We start from the raw sequence: 15,387 nt of genomic DNA on the forward strand, positions 1-15,387 counted from the left end.
GGGGAACCCGCCCTCACGCCTTAGTGAACCGGTGAGGCTGCGATCGAGGGCACTAACTGCGGTACCGGAAAACCTGGAACGAATGCGTACACCGATCATTGCATTCGGTCATAGGAGCCGCGCCGGTTCCGCGGCCAGGGAGCACGCACCATGTCGCTCACCATCAGCAGTCCGGCCTTCACCGAAGGCGCGACCGTCCCCAGGAAATACACCCGCGACGGCGAGAACCAGTTGCCGCCGCTGACATGGACCGGCGCCCCGGAAAACACGCGCAGTTTCGCCCTCGTTGTCGAGGACCCGGATGCGCCGAGCGGCACATTCCGCCACTTCGCAGTCTACAACATCCCTGCCAACCAGGATCACCTGCCCGAGAGCATCGATGGCGGAACCGATCACGCCTTGCGCTACGGCCGGAACGATTTCGGCAATGCCGGCTACGACGGACCGGCGCCGCCGAAGGGGCACGGGGTGCATCACTATCATTTCCGACTCACCGCGCTCGATGTGCCCACCCTCGCCATTCCTGCCGATCTCGATGCCGAAGCAGTCTGGCGCGAGGCTCGCAAGCACGCCATCGAGGAAGCCGACCTCGTCGGCACCTACGAGCGCTGACATCTGCCGCGCTCTGTCCGATGCGTGGCTGATAATGCAGTTCATCCGGCCGAAAAGCGCAACCTAGCGCCCGCGCAGTCGTTGATTTTCATCAAGTCGGGAGAGCGAAATGGCCCAGTACCAACCTCAGGAACTCGCGAACAAGTTCGGCATCTCGCGCGCCAGGGCCGCAGCGATCATCGGCGAGGCCGGCGATAGCCGGGAACGCGCAGAGACCGGTGCGGAGATGCTTGCCGAGCAGATCGACGACAACCAGGACGATTTCGGCCGCGATCTCAACGATCACGGCAACCGCATCGGCGACAAGGCGACCGTCGACAAAACCGCCGAGGTCCGCCAGAAGCCGCAGCCGCATTCCTAGGCGCCCCGAGTCACCCGCTAGGACGCGACGGCCTTCGTGTTACGCGCCGCTATCGAGGCCGCGATGGCCTGCACCATGGCTTCGTCGACAGTGATGCCGATGGCACGTAGCGCGAGGACGATCGCGCCCACCGACCCGTCGCCGGCGAGGCGGATGTCGGGGACGTGCCCGGCGGCCCTGATCACCTCGCCGACTGCTGCGGGTAGCCCCTTGAGATGCGGAATGATGCCGCCGCCGAGCGCGACCGGCCCGGGCATTTGCGGATCGAATATCATCTTGAAGTCGGCGAGCAGGTAGCGTTCGGCCTGGGCGAGCAGCCGATCGGCGACCGCATCGCCACGGTGCGCGATGACCAGCGGAGCGAAGCGTGCCAATTCGATCGGCCTGATCGAGTAGACCGCGTCGATGAACAGCCGCAGTGGCACAGCCCGGCCGTCGGGCGCCTGCTCATCGGACCAGGGAATGTTGAACGCCTCGAGCATTGCGGCCGAAAGCGAGGTCTTTTCACCTCGACCCTCGAGCGCCGCGGCGACGGCAATGGCAGCATGGTGGCCGAGCCAGTACCCCGAGCCGAGATCACCCACCAGCCAGCCCGCTGCGTCGACCACCCCTTCGATGACGCCGCCGCGCAGCCGCACTCCACCGGCGCCCGTACCGCAGACGAGGCAATAGCCATCCGCCGCGGCGGTGACCGAGGCGAACATCGCTGCGAGGTCGGCCCCGAAAACCAGCGGACCACTCAGCCCCAGTCCCCAGAACGCCTCCTCGAGGCGGCTTTGCGCCACGCGGACGCGCGGACCAGCGAGTGCGATCAGTGCCACTGCGATGTCGAATGGGCCGTTCCCCGCATCGGCTACGGCCGCCTCGACGGCCGAAATGATGGCCGACGCCGCCTGTTCCGGCGTGTTCGAAGCCGGGTTACCCCCGAGATTGCGGCCTTGGCCGAGGCAGCGGCCGGTCTCGTCGACGAGGGAGGCGCGCGAGGTTGATCCACCGACATCGATGGCCAGCAAAACCTTGCTCATGGCGTCAACGGCCCGCTTGCAAACGCCAAACTTGCTGGATAAGAATTGTTTTCACTCACTCGCAGGCCTTCTTGAGAGCAATTTTCAGAGCAAGGGTTCGCTAGCATAGATGACCGCCGCCGCAAAGACGTTCAGCGTTCTGGATCGCATCGAGACCTTACAGTCTCAGATGCCGGCGACGATGACCAAAATCGCAGCTGTCCTCGCTGACGATCCGACCGCTCCGCTGAGCCTCTCGATCACCGAACTCGCCGAGCGCGCCGGCACCTCCGCCGCCAGCGTAACTCGGTTCTGCCGGACCATCGGCTATACCGGCTATGCCCAGTTGCGTGTCGCCATCGCCGAGGATGTCGGCCGTGGTGGGGCACAAGCCGCCTGGATCGCCGACATCGGTCGCTCCTTCGGCCCGCACGATGCCCCCGATGACATCCGGCGGGCGCTGCTCAACACCCACGTGCTGTCGCTGCAGACCACCTCCGGCCTCCTCGACATGCCCACCGCGATGCGCGTGGCCGACACCATCGTGAAGTCGCGCCATGTCGACGTCTATGGCGTCGGCGGTAGCGCGCTGACCGCGCTGGAGACGGAGTCGCGGCTCTATCGCATCGGCATCAACGTTCACGCCTGGGCCGAGGTGCACAACGGGCTGACCAGTGCCGCCATCCTCGACAAGAAATGCGTGGCGATCGGCATTTCCAATACCGGCCGCACCGAAGAGACCATCGAGATGCTGACGCTCGCCAAGGCCACGGGAGCCTATGCGGTGGCGATCACCGGCAACCCGGACTCGCCGCTGGCGCGCGTCGCCGATGAGGTGCTGATCGCTGCTTCGCCCGATGGCTACCTCCAGCCCGCCGACCTCTCGGCGCGGCACTGCCAGCTGTTCGTGGTGGATCTACTTTATCTGCTGATCGCGCAGTCCAACTTCGACCGCACTACGCGGCTTCTCGCCGCCTCTGGCGCTGCCGTTGCGCCCCGACGCCGCCCGCTGCGCGGGGCGCCTTCGTTCCGGCCGGCCACACGCGGCCCGGCCAACCAGTTGTCCTGAAACCGAGTTTATTATGACCGATTTAACGACCCAGTTCCTGCATGAAGTCACGAGCCGCCTCGAGCGCCTGGCGGCGGCCAAGGGGCCGATCGACGACGCGATCGCCCTGATCACCGACGCGGTGGCGGCCGGCGGCGTGGTGCAGGCTTTCGGCACCGGCCACTCGGAGGCCTTTGCGATGGAGATCGCCGGTCGCGCCGGCGGTCTGATCGCCGCCAACCGCATCCCGCTGCGCGCCCTGGTGCTGCGCGGCGGCAGGGACATCTCGATCCTCGGTGGCGCTGCGCTGGAGCGTGACCCCAACGTCGCCGAGAACCTCTTGTCGCTCTACGACATTGACCAGAATGACATCTTCATCATCGCCTCCAACTCGGGCGTCAACGGCTCGATCGTCGGCCTCGCGCTCGCTGCCAAGGCGCGCGGTCACAAGCTGATCGCCGTCACCAGCCTCGAGCACACCAACCGCGTCACGCCCAAGCATCCGAGCGGCAAGCGGCTCAGCGAAGTGGCCGACATCGTCATCGACAACCTGGCACCCTTCGGCGACAGTACCCTCGAATTGGAGGGTGGCATGGGCGCAGGCGCAGTCTCCTCGATCACGGCAGCCTTCATCGCGCAGCGCATCACCATCGGCGTGGCGCAGTCGCTGCAGCAGCGCGGCAAGAAGCCGCCTCTCTACATTTCGGCAAATATCCCCGGGGGCGACGAGCACAACCGCGCCCTCGAAGATCTTTACGGCAAGCGGATCCGCGGGGAATCCTGAGGGATTGCGGCTCGTTTGGCGTGAGGCCTAACGACTAAAATACTTGGAGAAGGGAAGGAACTAAATGTTCAAGAAAACTATCGATCGCCGTAGCTTTTTGCTCGGCACGACGGCCCTGGCGGCGGCAGCGCCGTTCGGCGGGCTGCTGGGTTCGACCAGCGCGCTCGCTCAGGATGCCGCCAACCCGTTCGGCCTGGCCGACGGCTCGGCCGTTGACGCCGTGATTTTCAACGGCGGCTACGGCATTGACTATGTCGAGTTCGCTGCCGCCCTCGTGCAGAAGAACCACCCGACCGTCACCGTGAAGGTGTCCCCGTCGACCCAGATCGCTCAGGAACTGCAGCCGCGCTTCCTTGGCGGCAACCCGCCTGACCTGATCGACAACTCCGGCGCTCAGGCCATCGGCTTTGCGGCCATCATCGACCAGCTCGAAGACATGAACTCGGTGCTCGACGCTCCGAGCCTCGAAGGCGTCAAGATCCGCGACACCCTGGTGGGTGGCGTCGAGAAGCCGGGCACCTTCGGCGACAAGTTCATCGCGCTCAACTACGTGATGACCGTCTACGGCATCTGGTATTCGGCTCAGCTGTTCGAAGACAATGGCTGGACCCCGCCGACCACCTGGGCCGAAGCCATCGAGCTCGGCAAGAAGGCCAAGGAAAAGAACCTCTACCTGTTCGGTTGGGGCAAGGAAGCCGCCACCTACTACCGCACGACCGCGGTCGCTTCGGCGATCAAGGCCGGCGGCGACGAGGTGCGTCTCGCCGTCGACAACTTCACTCCGGGCTTCTGGTCGCATCCGGCGTTCCAGTCGGTCTTCACCTCGCTCTATGAGATCATCCAGGGCGGCATGATGAAGCCGGGTGGCGCTGGTACCCAGTTCACCGCTGCCCAGGCGCAGTGGTCGAACGACCAGTCGTTCCTCCTCTACCCCTCGGGCTCGTGGATCGAGAACGAGATGAAGCCGGCGACCAAGGAAGGTTTCCGGATGACCGGTATGCCGGAACTGTCGATCGACGAGAACGACAAGCTGCCCAAGACGGCTCTCCACGCCACGGCGGGCGAGCCCTTCATCATCCCGCTCGGGGCTCTCAACCTTGCCGGTGGCAAGGAACTGCTCCGCACGATGCTCTCGAAGGAAGCCGCGACGAACTTTGCCAAGACCAAGCTCGCTCCGACCATCGTCAAGGACACCGTTCCTGCCGACGGTTTCGGTTCGACCGCTCTGGTCTCGCAGAGCAAGCTCCTGGCCGACGCCGGCAACGACGTCTTCACCTGGAACTCGTTCGATCTCTACGGCACGAACCAGGACGAACTCGTCGTCTGGAACAGCTTCCTCGATGGCAAGCTCGACGTGGCGGCCTTCACCGCTGCGTTGCAGGCGATCACTGACGCCGTGTACAATGATGCCTCTGTCACGAAAGTCGAAGTGAAGTGATGGAAGGCACGATGGCGAGCGCACCGGTCACGACGACAACCCGCCGGTGGAAACTACCAAGCCTCGAGAACAGCGGCTTCGCGCTGGTGTTCCTCGGACTTCCGCTGGCGATCTACGTGATCTTCGTGATCTCGCCATTCGTGCAGGCCTTCTACTACTCGATGACTGATTGGTCAGGCTTCTCGAAGAAGATGAACTTCGTGGGCCTGACCAACTATCTCACCTTGCTGAGCGACCCGGTTTTCACCAAGGCCGTCTACAACTCCATTGTGCTGGTCCTGGTCCTGCCGCCGCTCGTCATCATCCTGTCGGTGACGCTGGCCACGCTGGTGACCATTGGCGGCGTGACCCGCGGGCAAATCCAGGGTCTCAAGCATTCCGGCATCTACCGGGTCATTTCGTTCTTCCCCTACACCGTCCCGGCGATCGTCATCGGCATCCTCTGGGCGCAGATGTATGACCCCTCCAGCGGCCTCTTGAACGGCATTCTGACGGCGCTGGGGTTCGATTTCTTCAAGTCGTTCGCCTGGCTGGGCGACGAGCGGACCGCCATGGGCGCTTCGATCTTCGTCATCGCCTGGTCGATGGTCGGCTTCTACATGGTGCTGTTCATCGCAGCGATCAAAGGCATTCCGGCCGAGGTCTACGAGGCCGCGCGCGTCGATGGGGCAGGGCGCTTCCGCACCGCCATTTCCGTCACCGTGCCGATGATCCGCGACAACATCCGCACCGCCTATGTCTATCTCGGCATCCTCGCGCTCGACGCCTTCGTCTACATGCAGGCGCTGAACCCGTCGGGTGGCCCTGCCAACTCCACCGTCGTCATCTCGCAGCACCTGCTGAACACGGCCTTCAAGAAGGGCAAGTTCGGCTACGCGACGTCGATGGGCGCAACCCTGGCGATCATCACGCTGGTCTTCGCGGCGCTGGTATTCCTCGTCTTCTGGTGGACCGGTCGCCCGCCCAAATCGGAGCCGGTCGGCACTTCGGTCGCGCCGCTGGTTCGCGCAGCTCCCGTCGCGACGCAGGCAAAGCCGATTGGCCAGCTCGAGCATCCGGTGGCGAAGAAGACGATCTGGACGGACAAGACCGTCGCCACGATTTCGCACGTCGCCCTGATCGCCTGGGTCGTCATCATCTGCGCGCCCTTGCTCTGGGTGCTGATGAGCTCGTTCAAGACCACCCAGCAGATCTTCGGGTCGCCCTTCACGCTGCCCACCAGCTTCAACTTCGACAACTACGTGTCGGCGTGGACCACGGCGAGCATCGGTACCTATTTCGTCAACACGGTCATCGTCGTCGGCTGTGCGCTCGCCATCGTCATGCTGCTTGGCTCCATGTGCGCCTATTACCTGGCGCGCTACGAGTTCAAAGGCAGCAAGATCATCTACTACCTGATGCTGGCCGGGCTGACGTTCCCGATCTTCCTCGCCGTGGTGCCACTGTTCCAGACGCTCAGGAGCTTTGGCCTGCTGAACACCTTCCCCGGCCTGATCATCACCTATGTGGCGTTCGCGCTGCCGTTCACGGTGTTCTTCCTCTACGCCTTCTTCCGCACCTTGCCGCAGGAGATTGCCGAGGCGGCGATGATCGATGGCGCCGGTCCGTGGCGCATCTTCTTCACCATCATGCTGCCAATGGCGAAGCCAGGCATCGCGTCGGTGGCGATCTTCAACTTCCTCGGCCTTTGGAACCAGTTCCTGCTGCCGATCGCGCTCAACACCAACACCGCCAACTACGTGCTGAGCCAGGGCATGGCGTCGTTCGCCTCGCAGGCGGGCTACGCGGTCAACTTCGGAGCCCTGTTCGCCGCCGTCGTGATCACCGTGCTGCCGGTGCTGGTGACCTACATCATCTTCCAGCGCCAGCTGCAGGGTTCGGTGCAAACCGGCATGCTGAAATAGCTCAGCCCAAACGCTATTGCGCCGCGCATCCGTGCGCGGCGTGAGGGCTCGGTGGTTAAGCTCGTGCGATCACAGCCGCTTGCATGAGCTGCCCGGCACGAACTTCGGCGCCAGGACGAAGTCCTGAACCGGATCGGCGGCGCCTTCCGGGCTCATGCGATGGAGGATCCGGCGGGCGATGATGCCGCCCAGCTTCATCGTGTCCTGGATCACCATGGTGATCCGCGGGGTGATCACGCTGCTCCACTGCACGTCGTCGATCATCGCCAGCGAAATGTCGTCCGGGCAGTTGAAGCCAAGCTCCTGCATCGCCTGCAGCGCCGCGAGGGACACCGCATTGTTGGCGCCGATGATCGCGGTCGGCCGCTCCGGCTGGATCAAGAGGCGCATTGCGGCCTCATAGCCGGCACCGCGGGTGAACTGGCCATCCACCACGAGATTTGGGTTCACCTCGACGCCGGCGCTCGCCATGGTATCGGTGAAGCCGCGCAGCCGCTCTGAGGCGGTGTGCATGTGCTTTGGGCCGGCGATGAAGGCAATGCGCCGATGGCCAAGCTGCAGCAGGTGCTCGGTGAGCATGGCGCCGGCCAGGTGGTTGTCCGAACCGACGAAATCCCGCTCTATGCCGGCCACCTTCTGGTCGAAGCAGACCGTCGGGATCTTCAGCCCCTGGATGAAATCCACATACTCCCGGTCGTGTCCCGACGGCGCCAGCGCCAGCCCGGCGACCTTGAGGCCAGAGAGATGTTCCACCAATGCCCGCTCGCGGTCGGGCTTGCCGGACGAGTCCGTGATCAGCACGAAGTGGTTGTGCTCGATGGCATAGTTCTCGAGCTCGCGCCGGATATCGCCGAAGAACGGGTTACCGACATTGCCGACAACGAGGCCGATCAGGCGGCTGCGGCCTCGGGCAAGGCTCTGGGCCAGTGGATCGGCGACATAGCCCACCGCCTCGACGGCCGTGCGTATCCGCTCGAGTGTCTTCTGGCTGACGCGGCCCGGGTTGCTCAGGGCCAGCGAGACGGTCGAGACCGAAACGTCGGCCAGTCTCGCAACATCACGAATTGTGGCCATTGATTTTGTCGAACCGCTTCTATGGCTTAGCGGCACGAGCACCTAGGTGCCCGGCCCGCCCGGGAATGCCCAGATTGGTAGCATTCGCGTGCGGTTCTGCAAGGGAAATCTCAAATTCGGATAGCCGTTCGGAATGGGGTTGACTCCGCCACCATCCCAAATCAAGTTACCGATCGAACCGGTTCGATATGCATTCGATGCGAAGCCGGGATACGGGAGGAAAGATTGAATAGTACTGCGGCAACCAACGGTCGGGTCGGGTCCGAGGGCGGCAAAGCCTGGTTCACGGACGACCGTTTCGGCATGTTCATCCACTTCGGCCTGTACGCGATGGCCGCGCGGCACGAGTGGGTGCAGCACCGTGAGGAGATCCCCGCGGAGGACTACGCCAAGTACTTCGAGAACTTCGACCCCGATCTCTACGATCCGCGCGAATGGGCGCGGCGCGCCCGGGAAGCCGGGATGAAATACGTGGTGCTGACCGCCAAGCACCATGAAGGTTTCTGCCTGTGGGACAGCGCCTTCACCGACTACAAGGCGACCAATACCCCCTATGGCAGGGACCTCCTGAAGGCCTACGTCGAAGCGTTTCGCGCAGAGGGCCTCAAGGTCGGCTTCTACTATTCGCTGATCGACTGGCACCACCCGGAATTCCCGATCGACGGCATCCATCCCATGCGCAATCACCCCGATGCGCTGGAGATCAACAAGAGCCGCGATGTCCGGAAGTACGCAGCCTACATGCGCAACCAGGTCACCGAACTGCTGACCAATTTCGGCGAGATCTCCGTAATCTGGTTCGATTTCAGCTATCCCAAGCGCGAATATCGCGGCATGCCCGGCAAGGGCCGCAACGACTGGGAGAGCGAAGAGCTGATCGCGCTGGTGCGCCAGCTGCAGCCCAGCATCATCGTCGGCGACCGCCTCGACCTGCCGACGGACGGCAACCATCCCAAGGACCTCGCGACCCCCGAGCAGTATACCCCGCGCGTTGCGCCGACCTGGCAGGGCAAGCCCGTCCGCTGGGAAGTCTGCCACACCTTCAGCGGCTCGTGGGGCTACCACCGCGACGAGAGCACCTGGAAGGATCCGGGCCAGCTCATCAACCTCCTGATCGACTCCGTGGCCCTCGGCGGCAACCTCTTGATGAATGTCGGCCCCACCGCCCGCGGCACGTTCGACGTGCGAGCCGAGCAGGCGCTCGGCGTTTATCGCGACTGGATGCGGGTGAACGCCCGTTCGATCTACGGGGCAGGCCCCTCGGACTTCACCCCGCCCAATGGCTGCAAGTTCACGCAGGTTGGCGACCGGCTTTACGTCCACGTGCAGACCTGGCCGTTCCGCCACATCCATATCGATGGGCTGGGCGGCAAGGTGAAGTACGCCCAGTTCCTGCACGATGGCAGCGAGATCCACTGGCTCGACCCAAAGGCCGAGGTGGACTCCAACATCGGCGTCGCCGTCGGCAGCGGCATGCTGACGCTCGAGCTGCCGGTCATCAAGCCGGACGTCGTCGTGCCGGTGATCGAGCTGATCCTCAACACCTGAGGGCCGGCGGATGAGCTTGGAGGAAGAACTGTTCGCCACGATGACCCCGGTCATCGCGGAACTGGCGGAAAGCGGCGACGGCGCGGTGTCGCTCGGCGGATCGCGGGCCAAGCACCGCTCCGACTCGCAGTCGGACTACGACTTCCGGGTCTATGCCGATCGGTTCAAGGGCCCCGAACTGCGCCAGACCAAGGCCTGGAAGCAGTTCGACGAAGTGCTGCAGGGCTGGGAGGCCAAGGGACTGCGCCTCGACGGCGTCTGGGCCCGCAGTTACGCCGGCGTGCAGGCCGACCTCGACGCGTGGATCGCCGGCCGCGGCGCCACCAAGCACTATGAGTGGACGATCTGGGGCTACCACCTGCCCACCGATCTCGCCCACCAACAGATCATCGTCGACCCGCAGGGTATCCTGGCGGGCTGGAAGGCCCAGCTCGCCACCTACCCGGAAGCGCTGCGGGACTCGATCATCACCCAGCACCTCGAGGTGCTGCGCTACTGGGCCGCCGACTACCACTACGCCAGCAAGGTGACCCGGCGCGATCTGGTGTTCCTGGTCGGGCTCACCGGCAAGCTTGTGAATGCGATCAACCAGGTCGTGTTCGCCATCAACCGCACCTACTACCCGGGCGACGGCTGGAATCTGGCCATCGCCAAGGACTTCGCTCGGCTGCCGCCCGATTTCATCGCGCGAATGACGGCCATTCTTGAGCCGGGCGACGACTGGCAGCGCCAGCGTACCGAACTGATCGCCGTCATCGCCGATCTGGAGGTGCTGGTCGCCGAATAGGTCCGCCCCGCACGTCGCCGCGCCAAGTGAGGAGGGCGCCCTCGTGCAGGACCAAGACACACGTGCCTGAACAACCAACGACATCCCGAGGAGGAACTATCGTGAAGCTATCTCTGATCTTGGCAGCCGCCGCTCTGGTGGGCAGCTCGGCCTTCGCACTTGAGGTGCAGGCGCAGGACGCCCCCGTCAATCTCACCTGGCAGATGTGGGGTGACGAAAAGGACACCGCGCTATTCCAGAGCATCGCCGACCTCGTGACTGAGGAATATCCCAACATCAAGGTGACGCCGCAGTTCTCCGGCTGGACCGACTACTGGACCCGCCTGCCGGTGCTGGCCTCGTCCGGCCAGATCGCCGACCTCGTGGCCATGCAGTCGATGCGCATGCCGAGCTTCTATGGCGTCCTCGAGCCGCTCGATCCGTTCATCGCCGCGGACAACTTCGACAAGTCGGTGTTCGAATCTTCGATCATCAGCGGCCTGTCGCAGGATGGCGTGCAGTACGCCCTGCCTTACGACGTCGGCCCGTGGCTGGTGTTCTACAACCGCGACAAGTTCGCCGAGGCCGGGCTGGCCGAGCCCAAGCCCGACTGGACCTTCGACGACTTCAAGGCCGCCGCCGAGAAGCTCACCAGCGGCGACAATTACGGCTATGCGGTGCAGGCATTCGACTTCATTGCCCAGCCGGTCGCCCTTGGGGCCGAGTACTTCAACGATGGCAACCAGTTCGACCTGACCAACCCCGGCTACGCCGCCGCGGTGGGTAAGCTCGTCGACCTCGTAGCGGTGGCCAAGGCCTCGCCGGTCTTTGCCTCTGGCGCCGGCGCCCAGACTGGTAGCGGGCGCTTTGCCGCCGGCAACGCGGCCATGGTGATCGACGGCCCGTGGTCGCTGCTGACCACCCAGGCCTCGGTGGGCTTCAAGGTCGGTGTCGCACCGCTGCCGCGCGGCGAAGGCCCGTCGCGCTACATCACCGCCGGCTCGGGCTGGGGCATCTCGGCCGCCAGCCAGCACAAGGACGAAGCGTATAAGGCGCTCAAGGTGCTGACCGGTCCCAAGGCCGCGGAAATCCTCGCTTCGGCCGGCCGCGCGCTGCCCGGCCGCCTCGCCGAGCAGAAGTTCTGGTACGACGTGGCCGCCAAGGATATCGCCGGCGCACGCGAGACGCTGCAATATTCCTTCGAGCATTCGACCCCGTTCCGCATCAACGAAAGCTGGAACGAGTTCGAGAACCTGATGACCCAGTACATCCCGCTGGCCCTCAACGGTGACAACACCACGGACGCGGTTCTGGCCGATATCCAGAGCCAGCTGCCGTAAGCCCTGGCGCCCGGCCGGTCAGCAGCCGGCCGGGCGCCTCAGCCGTGCATCGGCGCCAACGCGGCGCCGCCAGGGAGGAGGTGCCCATGACGATCATTCAGGATACCGCGGTCGCCGCCAGTGCGCCCGCCGCCCGCCAGCGACGGCGCAGCGGACCGCGCGACGGCCGCACGGCCTTCTTCTTCCTCCTGCCCAGCCTCTTGGGCGTTATCCTCTTTCTCGTCGTGCCGATCATCGCCTCGCTGGCGCTGAGCTTCACCAACTGGAAGCTGCTCGGCAAACCCGCTTTCGTCGGCGTTGCCAACTATGTCCGGCTGTTCACCGCCGACCCGCAGTTCTGGACCGTGCTGCGCAACACCCTGTTCTTCACCGTCGATTACCTGGTGCTGAACATCATCATCTCGGTTGGGCTCGCCACCTGGATCGCGAGCCTCAAGCGAGGGCAACGGTGGTTCCGGGTGGTGTTTTTCCTCCCCACCTTCACGCCCGGAATCGCCGTTGCCATTGTCTGGATGCTGATCTTCGCGCCGGGCGGCTTTTTCGACTTCATCATGAAGTCGCTGTCGCTGGGCGTACCGAACCTCTTGACCGACCAGACGCTCGCCATGCAGGCGGTGATCATTGTCTCGCTCTGGGCCAATGTCGGCTACAACACGGTGCTGTTCAACGCCGCGCTCGACATGGTGCCGCCGAGCTACCTCGAGGCGGCAAAAATCGACGGCGCCAGCGCCTGGGACCGCTTCTGGAAAATCCGCCTGCCGCTGATCTCGCCGACGCTGTTCTTCGGCACGGTGATGACTGCAATCACCTCGCTGCAGGTGTTCGACCAGATCTACGTGATGACCCGCGGCGGTCCGGGCAACGCCACCGCTACGCTGGGCTATGCCATCTACCAGCGCGGCTTCCAGAACTTCCAGATGGGCTACGCCTCTTCGATCGCCTGGGTGATGTTTGCGCTGATCATGGCTCTGACCGCCCTCCAGTTCTGGCTGCAGCGCAAGTGGGTGCACTATGACAACTAAGGCCCGTTCCCGCGCCGCCCTGGCGCTCGATATCCTCAACCATGGCGCGCTCATCCTGGTGGCGCTGCTGTTCCTGTTCCCGTTCTTCTGGATGGTGTCGAACGCGGTGCGCTCCAACGCCGAGGTGCTGGCCATCCCGGTGCGCATCCTGCCGCACGAGTTCCAGTGGGACAATTTCGCCAAGGCCTGGTCGGAGCTGCCCTTTGGCCGGTTCTTCCTCAATTCGATGATCGTCGCCGGCAGCGTCACTGTGATCACCGTGGTGGTCTCGTGCCTTGCCGGCTACGCCTTTGCCCGCCTGAAATTCCCTGGCCGCGATGCCCTGCTGCTGGGCTATGTCGGCACGCTCATGGTGCCCTCGATCATGCTGATCATCCCGCTGTTCCTGATCGTCAACAGCCTCGGGATGGTCAACACCTTCCAGGGCGTCATCCTGCCGGTGGCCTTCGGCACCTTCGGGGCGTTCCTGCTACGCCAGTTCTTCCTCTCGATCCCCGACTCGCTCGAGGAAGCGGCGCTGATCGACGGGGCCTCGCGGCTGCGCATCCTCATCAGCATCATCGTGCCGCTGTCGATGCCGGCCATCGGGCTCCTCTCGCTCTTCACCTTCATCGCCCAGTGGAACAACTTCCTCTGGCCGCTGATCGTGATGACCGGCCAGGAAAACGCGACCCTGCCGGTCGGCCTCACCCACTTCCAGACCCAGCAGGGCACGCAGTGGAACTACATCATGGCGGGCGCCGCCCTCTCCATGCTCCCCGGCATCGTGCTGGCAATCCTGCTGCAGAAGCTGATCTACAACAGCATCGCCCTGAACGCCGGCATGGGCGGGCGGTAGCGCCCGTCCAACCCGCTAGATCGCAAACCTCGCGACAGCGACGCCCTTGGTTGCTGTTTCGAAGCTGACCATGGCGCCGCAAAGCGGCCAGCGGGCCAGGTCTTCCGCGGCAACCCCGACGCTGAGGCTGGTGACGAACAGCGTATCGAGGTCAGGGCCGCCGAAGCAGGGCATGGTGGGGCGCAGGTTCGGCAGGTCGATCCAGTCGAGCAGCACGCCGTCGGGTGAGAAGCGAGTGAGCCGGCCCGCCGAGGCGCCGCCCGACCAGTAGTTGCCGTCAACGTCGCAGGCGCCGCCGTCGGGGCGGCCGGTGGCTTCGTCGAGGTCGAGCCAGCGCCGGCGGTTGGTGGCCGCGCCAGTGGCCGGATCGAAATCGAGGATGTCGACCCAGATGCCACGCGAGTCCGAGTGGTACATGCGCGTCCCGGCCGCATCCCAGGCGAGTCCGTTCGATATTCTAAAACCCTCGGTGATCACCGCCACGCTGCCGTCGGGCGCGAAGCGATAGAGCGTGCCGGCCGGGTTGGCGTCGCCGCTCGCATCCATCGAGCCAACCCAGAACGCGCCATCCGGGCCGACCTTGCCGTCGTTGAGCCGCATCTCTGGCTTGGCGTGCGTAACCGACGCGAGCGCCTGCCGGCTGCCGTCGCGCGGGTCGAACAGGATCACCGTGTCGCGCAGTGCGACGACGAGTTGCCCCGATTGGCAGAGCCCCAGCGCACCCACCGGCTCGCCCATCTCCCAGCGCTGCCGCGCGCCGGTGAGCGGATCGATCCGATGGATGATGCCGGGATTGATGTCCACCCAGTAGAGCAGCCCGGTCCGATCGTCCCACAGCGGGCTCTCGCCGATCTCGCAGCGATCGGCGGCGACGGTGCTGATAGCCGGTGCGCTCATTCGTGGCTGTCCTGCGCGAGGCTCCACTCGCGATAGCGCCGGCGTCCACCCTCGAGGTGCTGCCGCATGGCCAGACGCGCCTCGTCGGGCTTCCGATCGCTGATGGCGTCGAAGATGCGCTGGTGCTCGGCGCGGATCACGTCGAGGAACTCGGACTTGCTCTTGTCGTCGGAGAAACTGGCCCCCAGCGCGCGGCGCGGGATCAGCCGCTCGCCCATCTCGTCGACGAACAGGCGGAAGCGCTTGTTGTTGGTGGCGTCGGCGATAGCGCGATGGAAGGCGCGGTCGGCGTCGGTGGCGAGCGTATTGTCGCTGAGGTGGCGGTTGAACTGGGTCATCGCCTGCTCCATGCGCAGGAGGTTCACTTCCGTCCGGCGCTCGGCGGCGAGGCCAGCCGCCTCGACCTCGACGCTGATGCGGAACTCGAGGAAGTCGAGCACGTCGCCGATCTCCTCGGGCGCTGCCATCAGCATGGAGAGGCCGCCGGCGGGCAACGGTGGCTTGCTGACATAGACGCCGCTGCCGCGCAGCGAGCGCAGCCGGCCCTCGGCCTTGAGGCTCGCGATCGCCTCGCGCACCACGGTGCGGCTGACCGAGAACTGCTCGCACAGCCGGTCGGCCGGCGGCAGCTTGTCACCGGGCTTCAGGTCGGTGGTTTCGATCAGCCGCAGCAGGTCGAGCTTGACCCGGTCGGTGAGGTGTATCGCTGGGCTGGATGACATTGTCGTTCTGGCGCCGTTTATCCGTCGTT

At 64.8% G+C, this 15,387-nt stretch carries 15 protein-coding genes; 11 read left to right on the forward strand and 4 right to left on the reverse strand.

Annotated features, from left to right (window positions below; genetic code table 11):
* Window positions 1–150 precede the first annotated feature (150 nt).
* Together AC1DWU_RS13170 and AC1DWU_RS13175 are read left to right on the forward strand one after the other, a co-directional pair.
* On the forward strand, window positions 151–612 hold the full coding sequence (locus AC1DWU_RS13170) for a YbhB/YbcL family Raf kinase inhibitor-like protein (protein ID WP_477150441.1): 462 nt from the start codon (window positions 151–153) through the stop codon (window positions 610–612).
* A 109-nt stretch (window positions 613–721) separates the two neighbouring features.
* The gene (locus AC1DWU_RS13175; RefSeq protein WP_477150442.1) at window positions 722–973 is read left to right on the forward strand and encodes a hypothetical protein; all 252 of its coding nucleotides are present in this window, start codon (window positions 722–724) and stop codon (window positions 971–973) included.
* Between the two features lie 17 nt (window positions 974–990).
* Here the strand turns inward: AC1DWU_RS13175 and AC1DWU_RS13180 are convergent, their stop codons facing one another.
* Window positions 991–1,998: an N-acetylglucosamine kinase gene (locus AC1DWU_RS13180; RefSeq protein ID WP_477150443.1), complete on the reverse strand. Its 1,008-nt coding sequence runs from the start codon at window positions 1,996–1,998 to the stop codon at window positions 991–993.
* Between the two features lie 109 nt (window positions 1,999–2,107).
* On the opposite strand from AC1DWU_RS13180, the gene AC1DWU_RS13185 reads away from it, so the two are divergent.
* The 4 genes from AC1DWU_RS13185 (at window position 2,108) to AC1DWU_RS13200 (ending at window position 7,151) form a co-directional block, all read left to right on the forward strand.
* On the forward strand, window positions 2,108–3,046 hold the full coding sequence (locus tag AC1DWU_RS13185) for a MurR/RpiR family transcriptional regulator (RefSeq protein ID WP_477150444.1): 939 nt from the start codon (window positions 2,108–2,110) through the stop codon (window positions 3,044–3,046).
* A gap of 13 nt (window positions 3,047–3,059) precedes the next feature.
* Window positions 3,060–3,809, forward strand: coding sequence for a sugar isomerase domain-containing protein (locus AC1DWU_RS13190; RefSeq protein ID WP_477150445.1), 750 nt, complete (start codon window positions 3,060–3,062; stop codon window positions 3,807–3,809).
* Window positions 3,810–3,873: 64 nt separating this feature from the next.
* Complete coding sequence (gene ngcE, locus AC1DWU_RS13195) at window positions 3,874–5,247, forward strand: N-acetylglucosamine/diacetylchitobiose ABC transporter substrate-binding protein (protein ID WP_477150446.1); 1,374 nt, start codon at window positions 3,874–3,876, stop codon at window positions 5,245–5,247.
* 11 nt (window positions 5,248–5,258) lie between these two features.
* On the forward strand, window positions 5,259–7,151 hold the full coding sequence (locus tag AC1DWU_RS13200; protein ID WP_477150447.1) for an ABC transporter permease: 1,893 nt from the start codon (window positions 5,259–5,261) through the stop codon (window positions 7,149–7,151).
* A 69-nt stretch (window positions 7,152–7,220) separates the two neighbouring features.
* Here the strand turns inward: AC1DWU_RS13200 and AC1DWU_RS13205 are convergent, their stop codons facing one another.
* Window positions 7,221–8,225 carry a LacI family DNA-binding transcriptional regulator gene (locus AC1DWU_RS13205; RefSeq protein ID WP_477150448.1) on the reverse strand — a complete coding sequence of 335 codons (1,005 nt, stop codon included), beginning with the start codon at window positions 8,223–8,225 and terminating at the stop codon, window positions 7,221–7,223.
* 225 nt (window positions 8,226–8,450) lie between these two features.
* On the opposite strand from AC1DWU_RS13205, the gene AC1DWU_RS13210 reads away from it, so the two are divergent.
* The 5 genes from AC1DWU_RS13210 (at window position 8,451) to AC1DWU_RS13230 (ending at window position 13,739) form a co-directional block, all read left to right on the forward strand.
* On the forward strand, window positions 8,451–9,773 hold the full coding sequence (locus AC1DWU_RS13210) for an alpha-L-fucosidase (RefSeq protein ID WP_477150449.1): 1,323 nt from the start codon (window positions 8,451–8,453) through the stop codon (window positions 9,771–9,773).
* Window positions 9,774–9,783: 10 nt separating this feature from the next.
* Complete coding sequence (locus tag AC1DWU_RS13215) at window positions 9,784–10,560, forward strand: DUF4037 domain-containing protein (protein WP_477150450.1); 777 nt, start codon at window positions 9,784–9,786, stop codon at window positions 10,558–10,560.
* 101 nt (window positions 10,561–10,661) lie between these two features.
* On the forward strand, window positions 10,662–11,879 hold the full coding sequence (locus tag AC1DWU_RS13220; RefSeq protein ID WP_477150451.1) for an ABC transporter substrate-binding protein: 1,218 nt from the start codon (window positions 10,662–10,664) through the stop codon (window positions 11,877–11,879).
* An 86-nt stretch (window positions 11,880–11,965) separates the two neighbouring features.
* Window positions 11,966–12,901 (forward strand): carbohydrate ABC transporter permease, encoded by a 936-nt coding sequence (locus AC1DWU_RS13225; protein ID WP_477150452.1) that lies wholly within the window; start codon window positions 11,966–11,968, stop codon window positions 12,899–12,901.
* Window positions 12,891–13,739, forward strand: a complete 849-nt coding sequence (locus tag AC1DWU_RS13230) for a carbohydrate ABC transporter permease (protein WP_477150453.1) — start codon at window positions 12,891–12,893, stop codon at window positions 13,737–13,739. The genes AC1DWU_RS13225 and AC1DWU_RS13230 overlap by 11 nt, the downstream gene beginning before the upstream one ends.
* A 15-nt stretch (window positions 13,740–13,754) precedes the next feature.
* Here AC1DWU_RS13230 and AC1DWU_RS13235 read toward each other — a convergent pair whose 3' ends face one another.
* Together AC1DWU_RS13235 and AC1DWU_RS13240 are read right to left on the reverse strand one after the other, a co-directional pair.
* Window positions 13,755–14,636 (reverse strand): SMP-30/gluconolactonase/LRE family protein, encoded by an 882-nt coding sequence (locus AC1DWU_RS13235; protein WP_477150454.1) that lies wholly within the window; start codon window positions 14,634–14,636, stop codon window positions 13,755–13,757.
* Entirely contained in the window at window positions 14,633–15,358 is a 726-nt protein-coding gene (locus AC1DWU_RS13240; RefSeq protein ID WP_477150455.1) for a FadR/GntR family transcriptional regulator, read from the reverse strand. Before AC1DWU_RS13240 ends, AC1DWU_RS13235 begins: the two co-directional genes overlap by 4 nt.
* Window positions 15,359–15,387 lie beyond the last annotated feature (29 nt).

The organism is Devosia sp. P2_G7 (assembly GCF_056403495.1).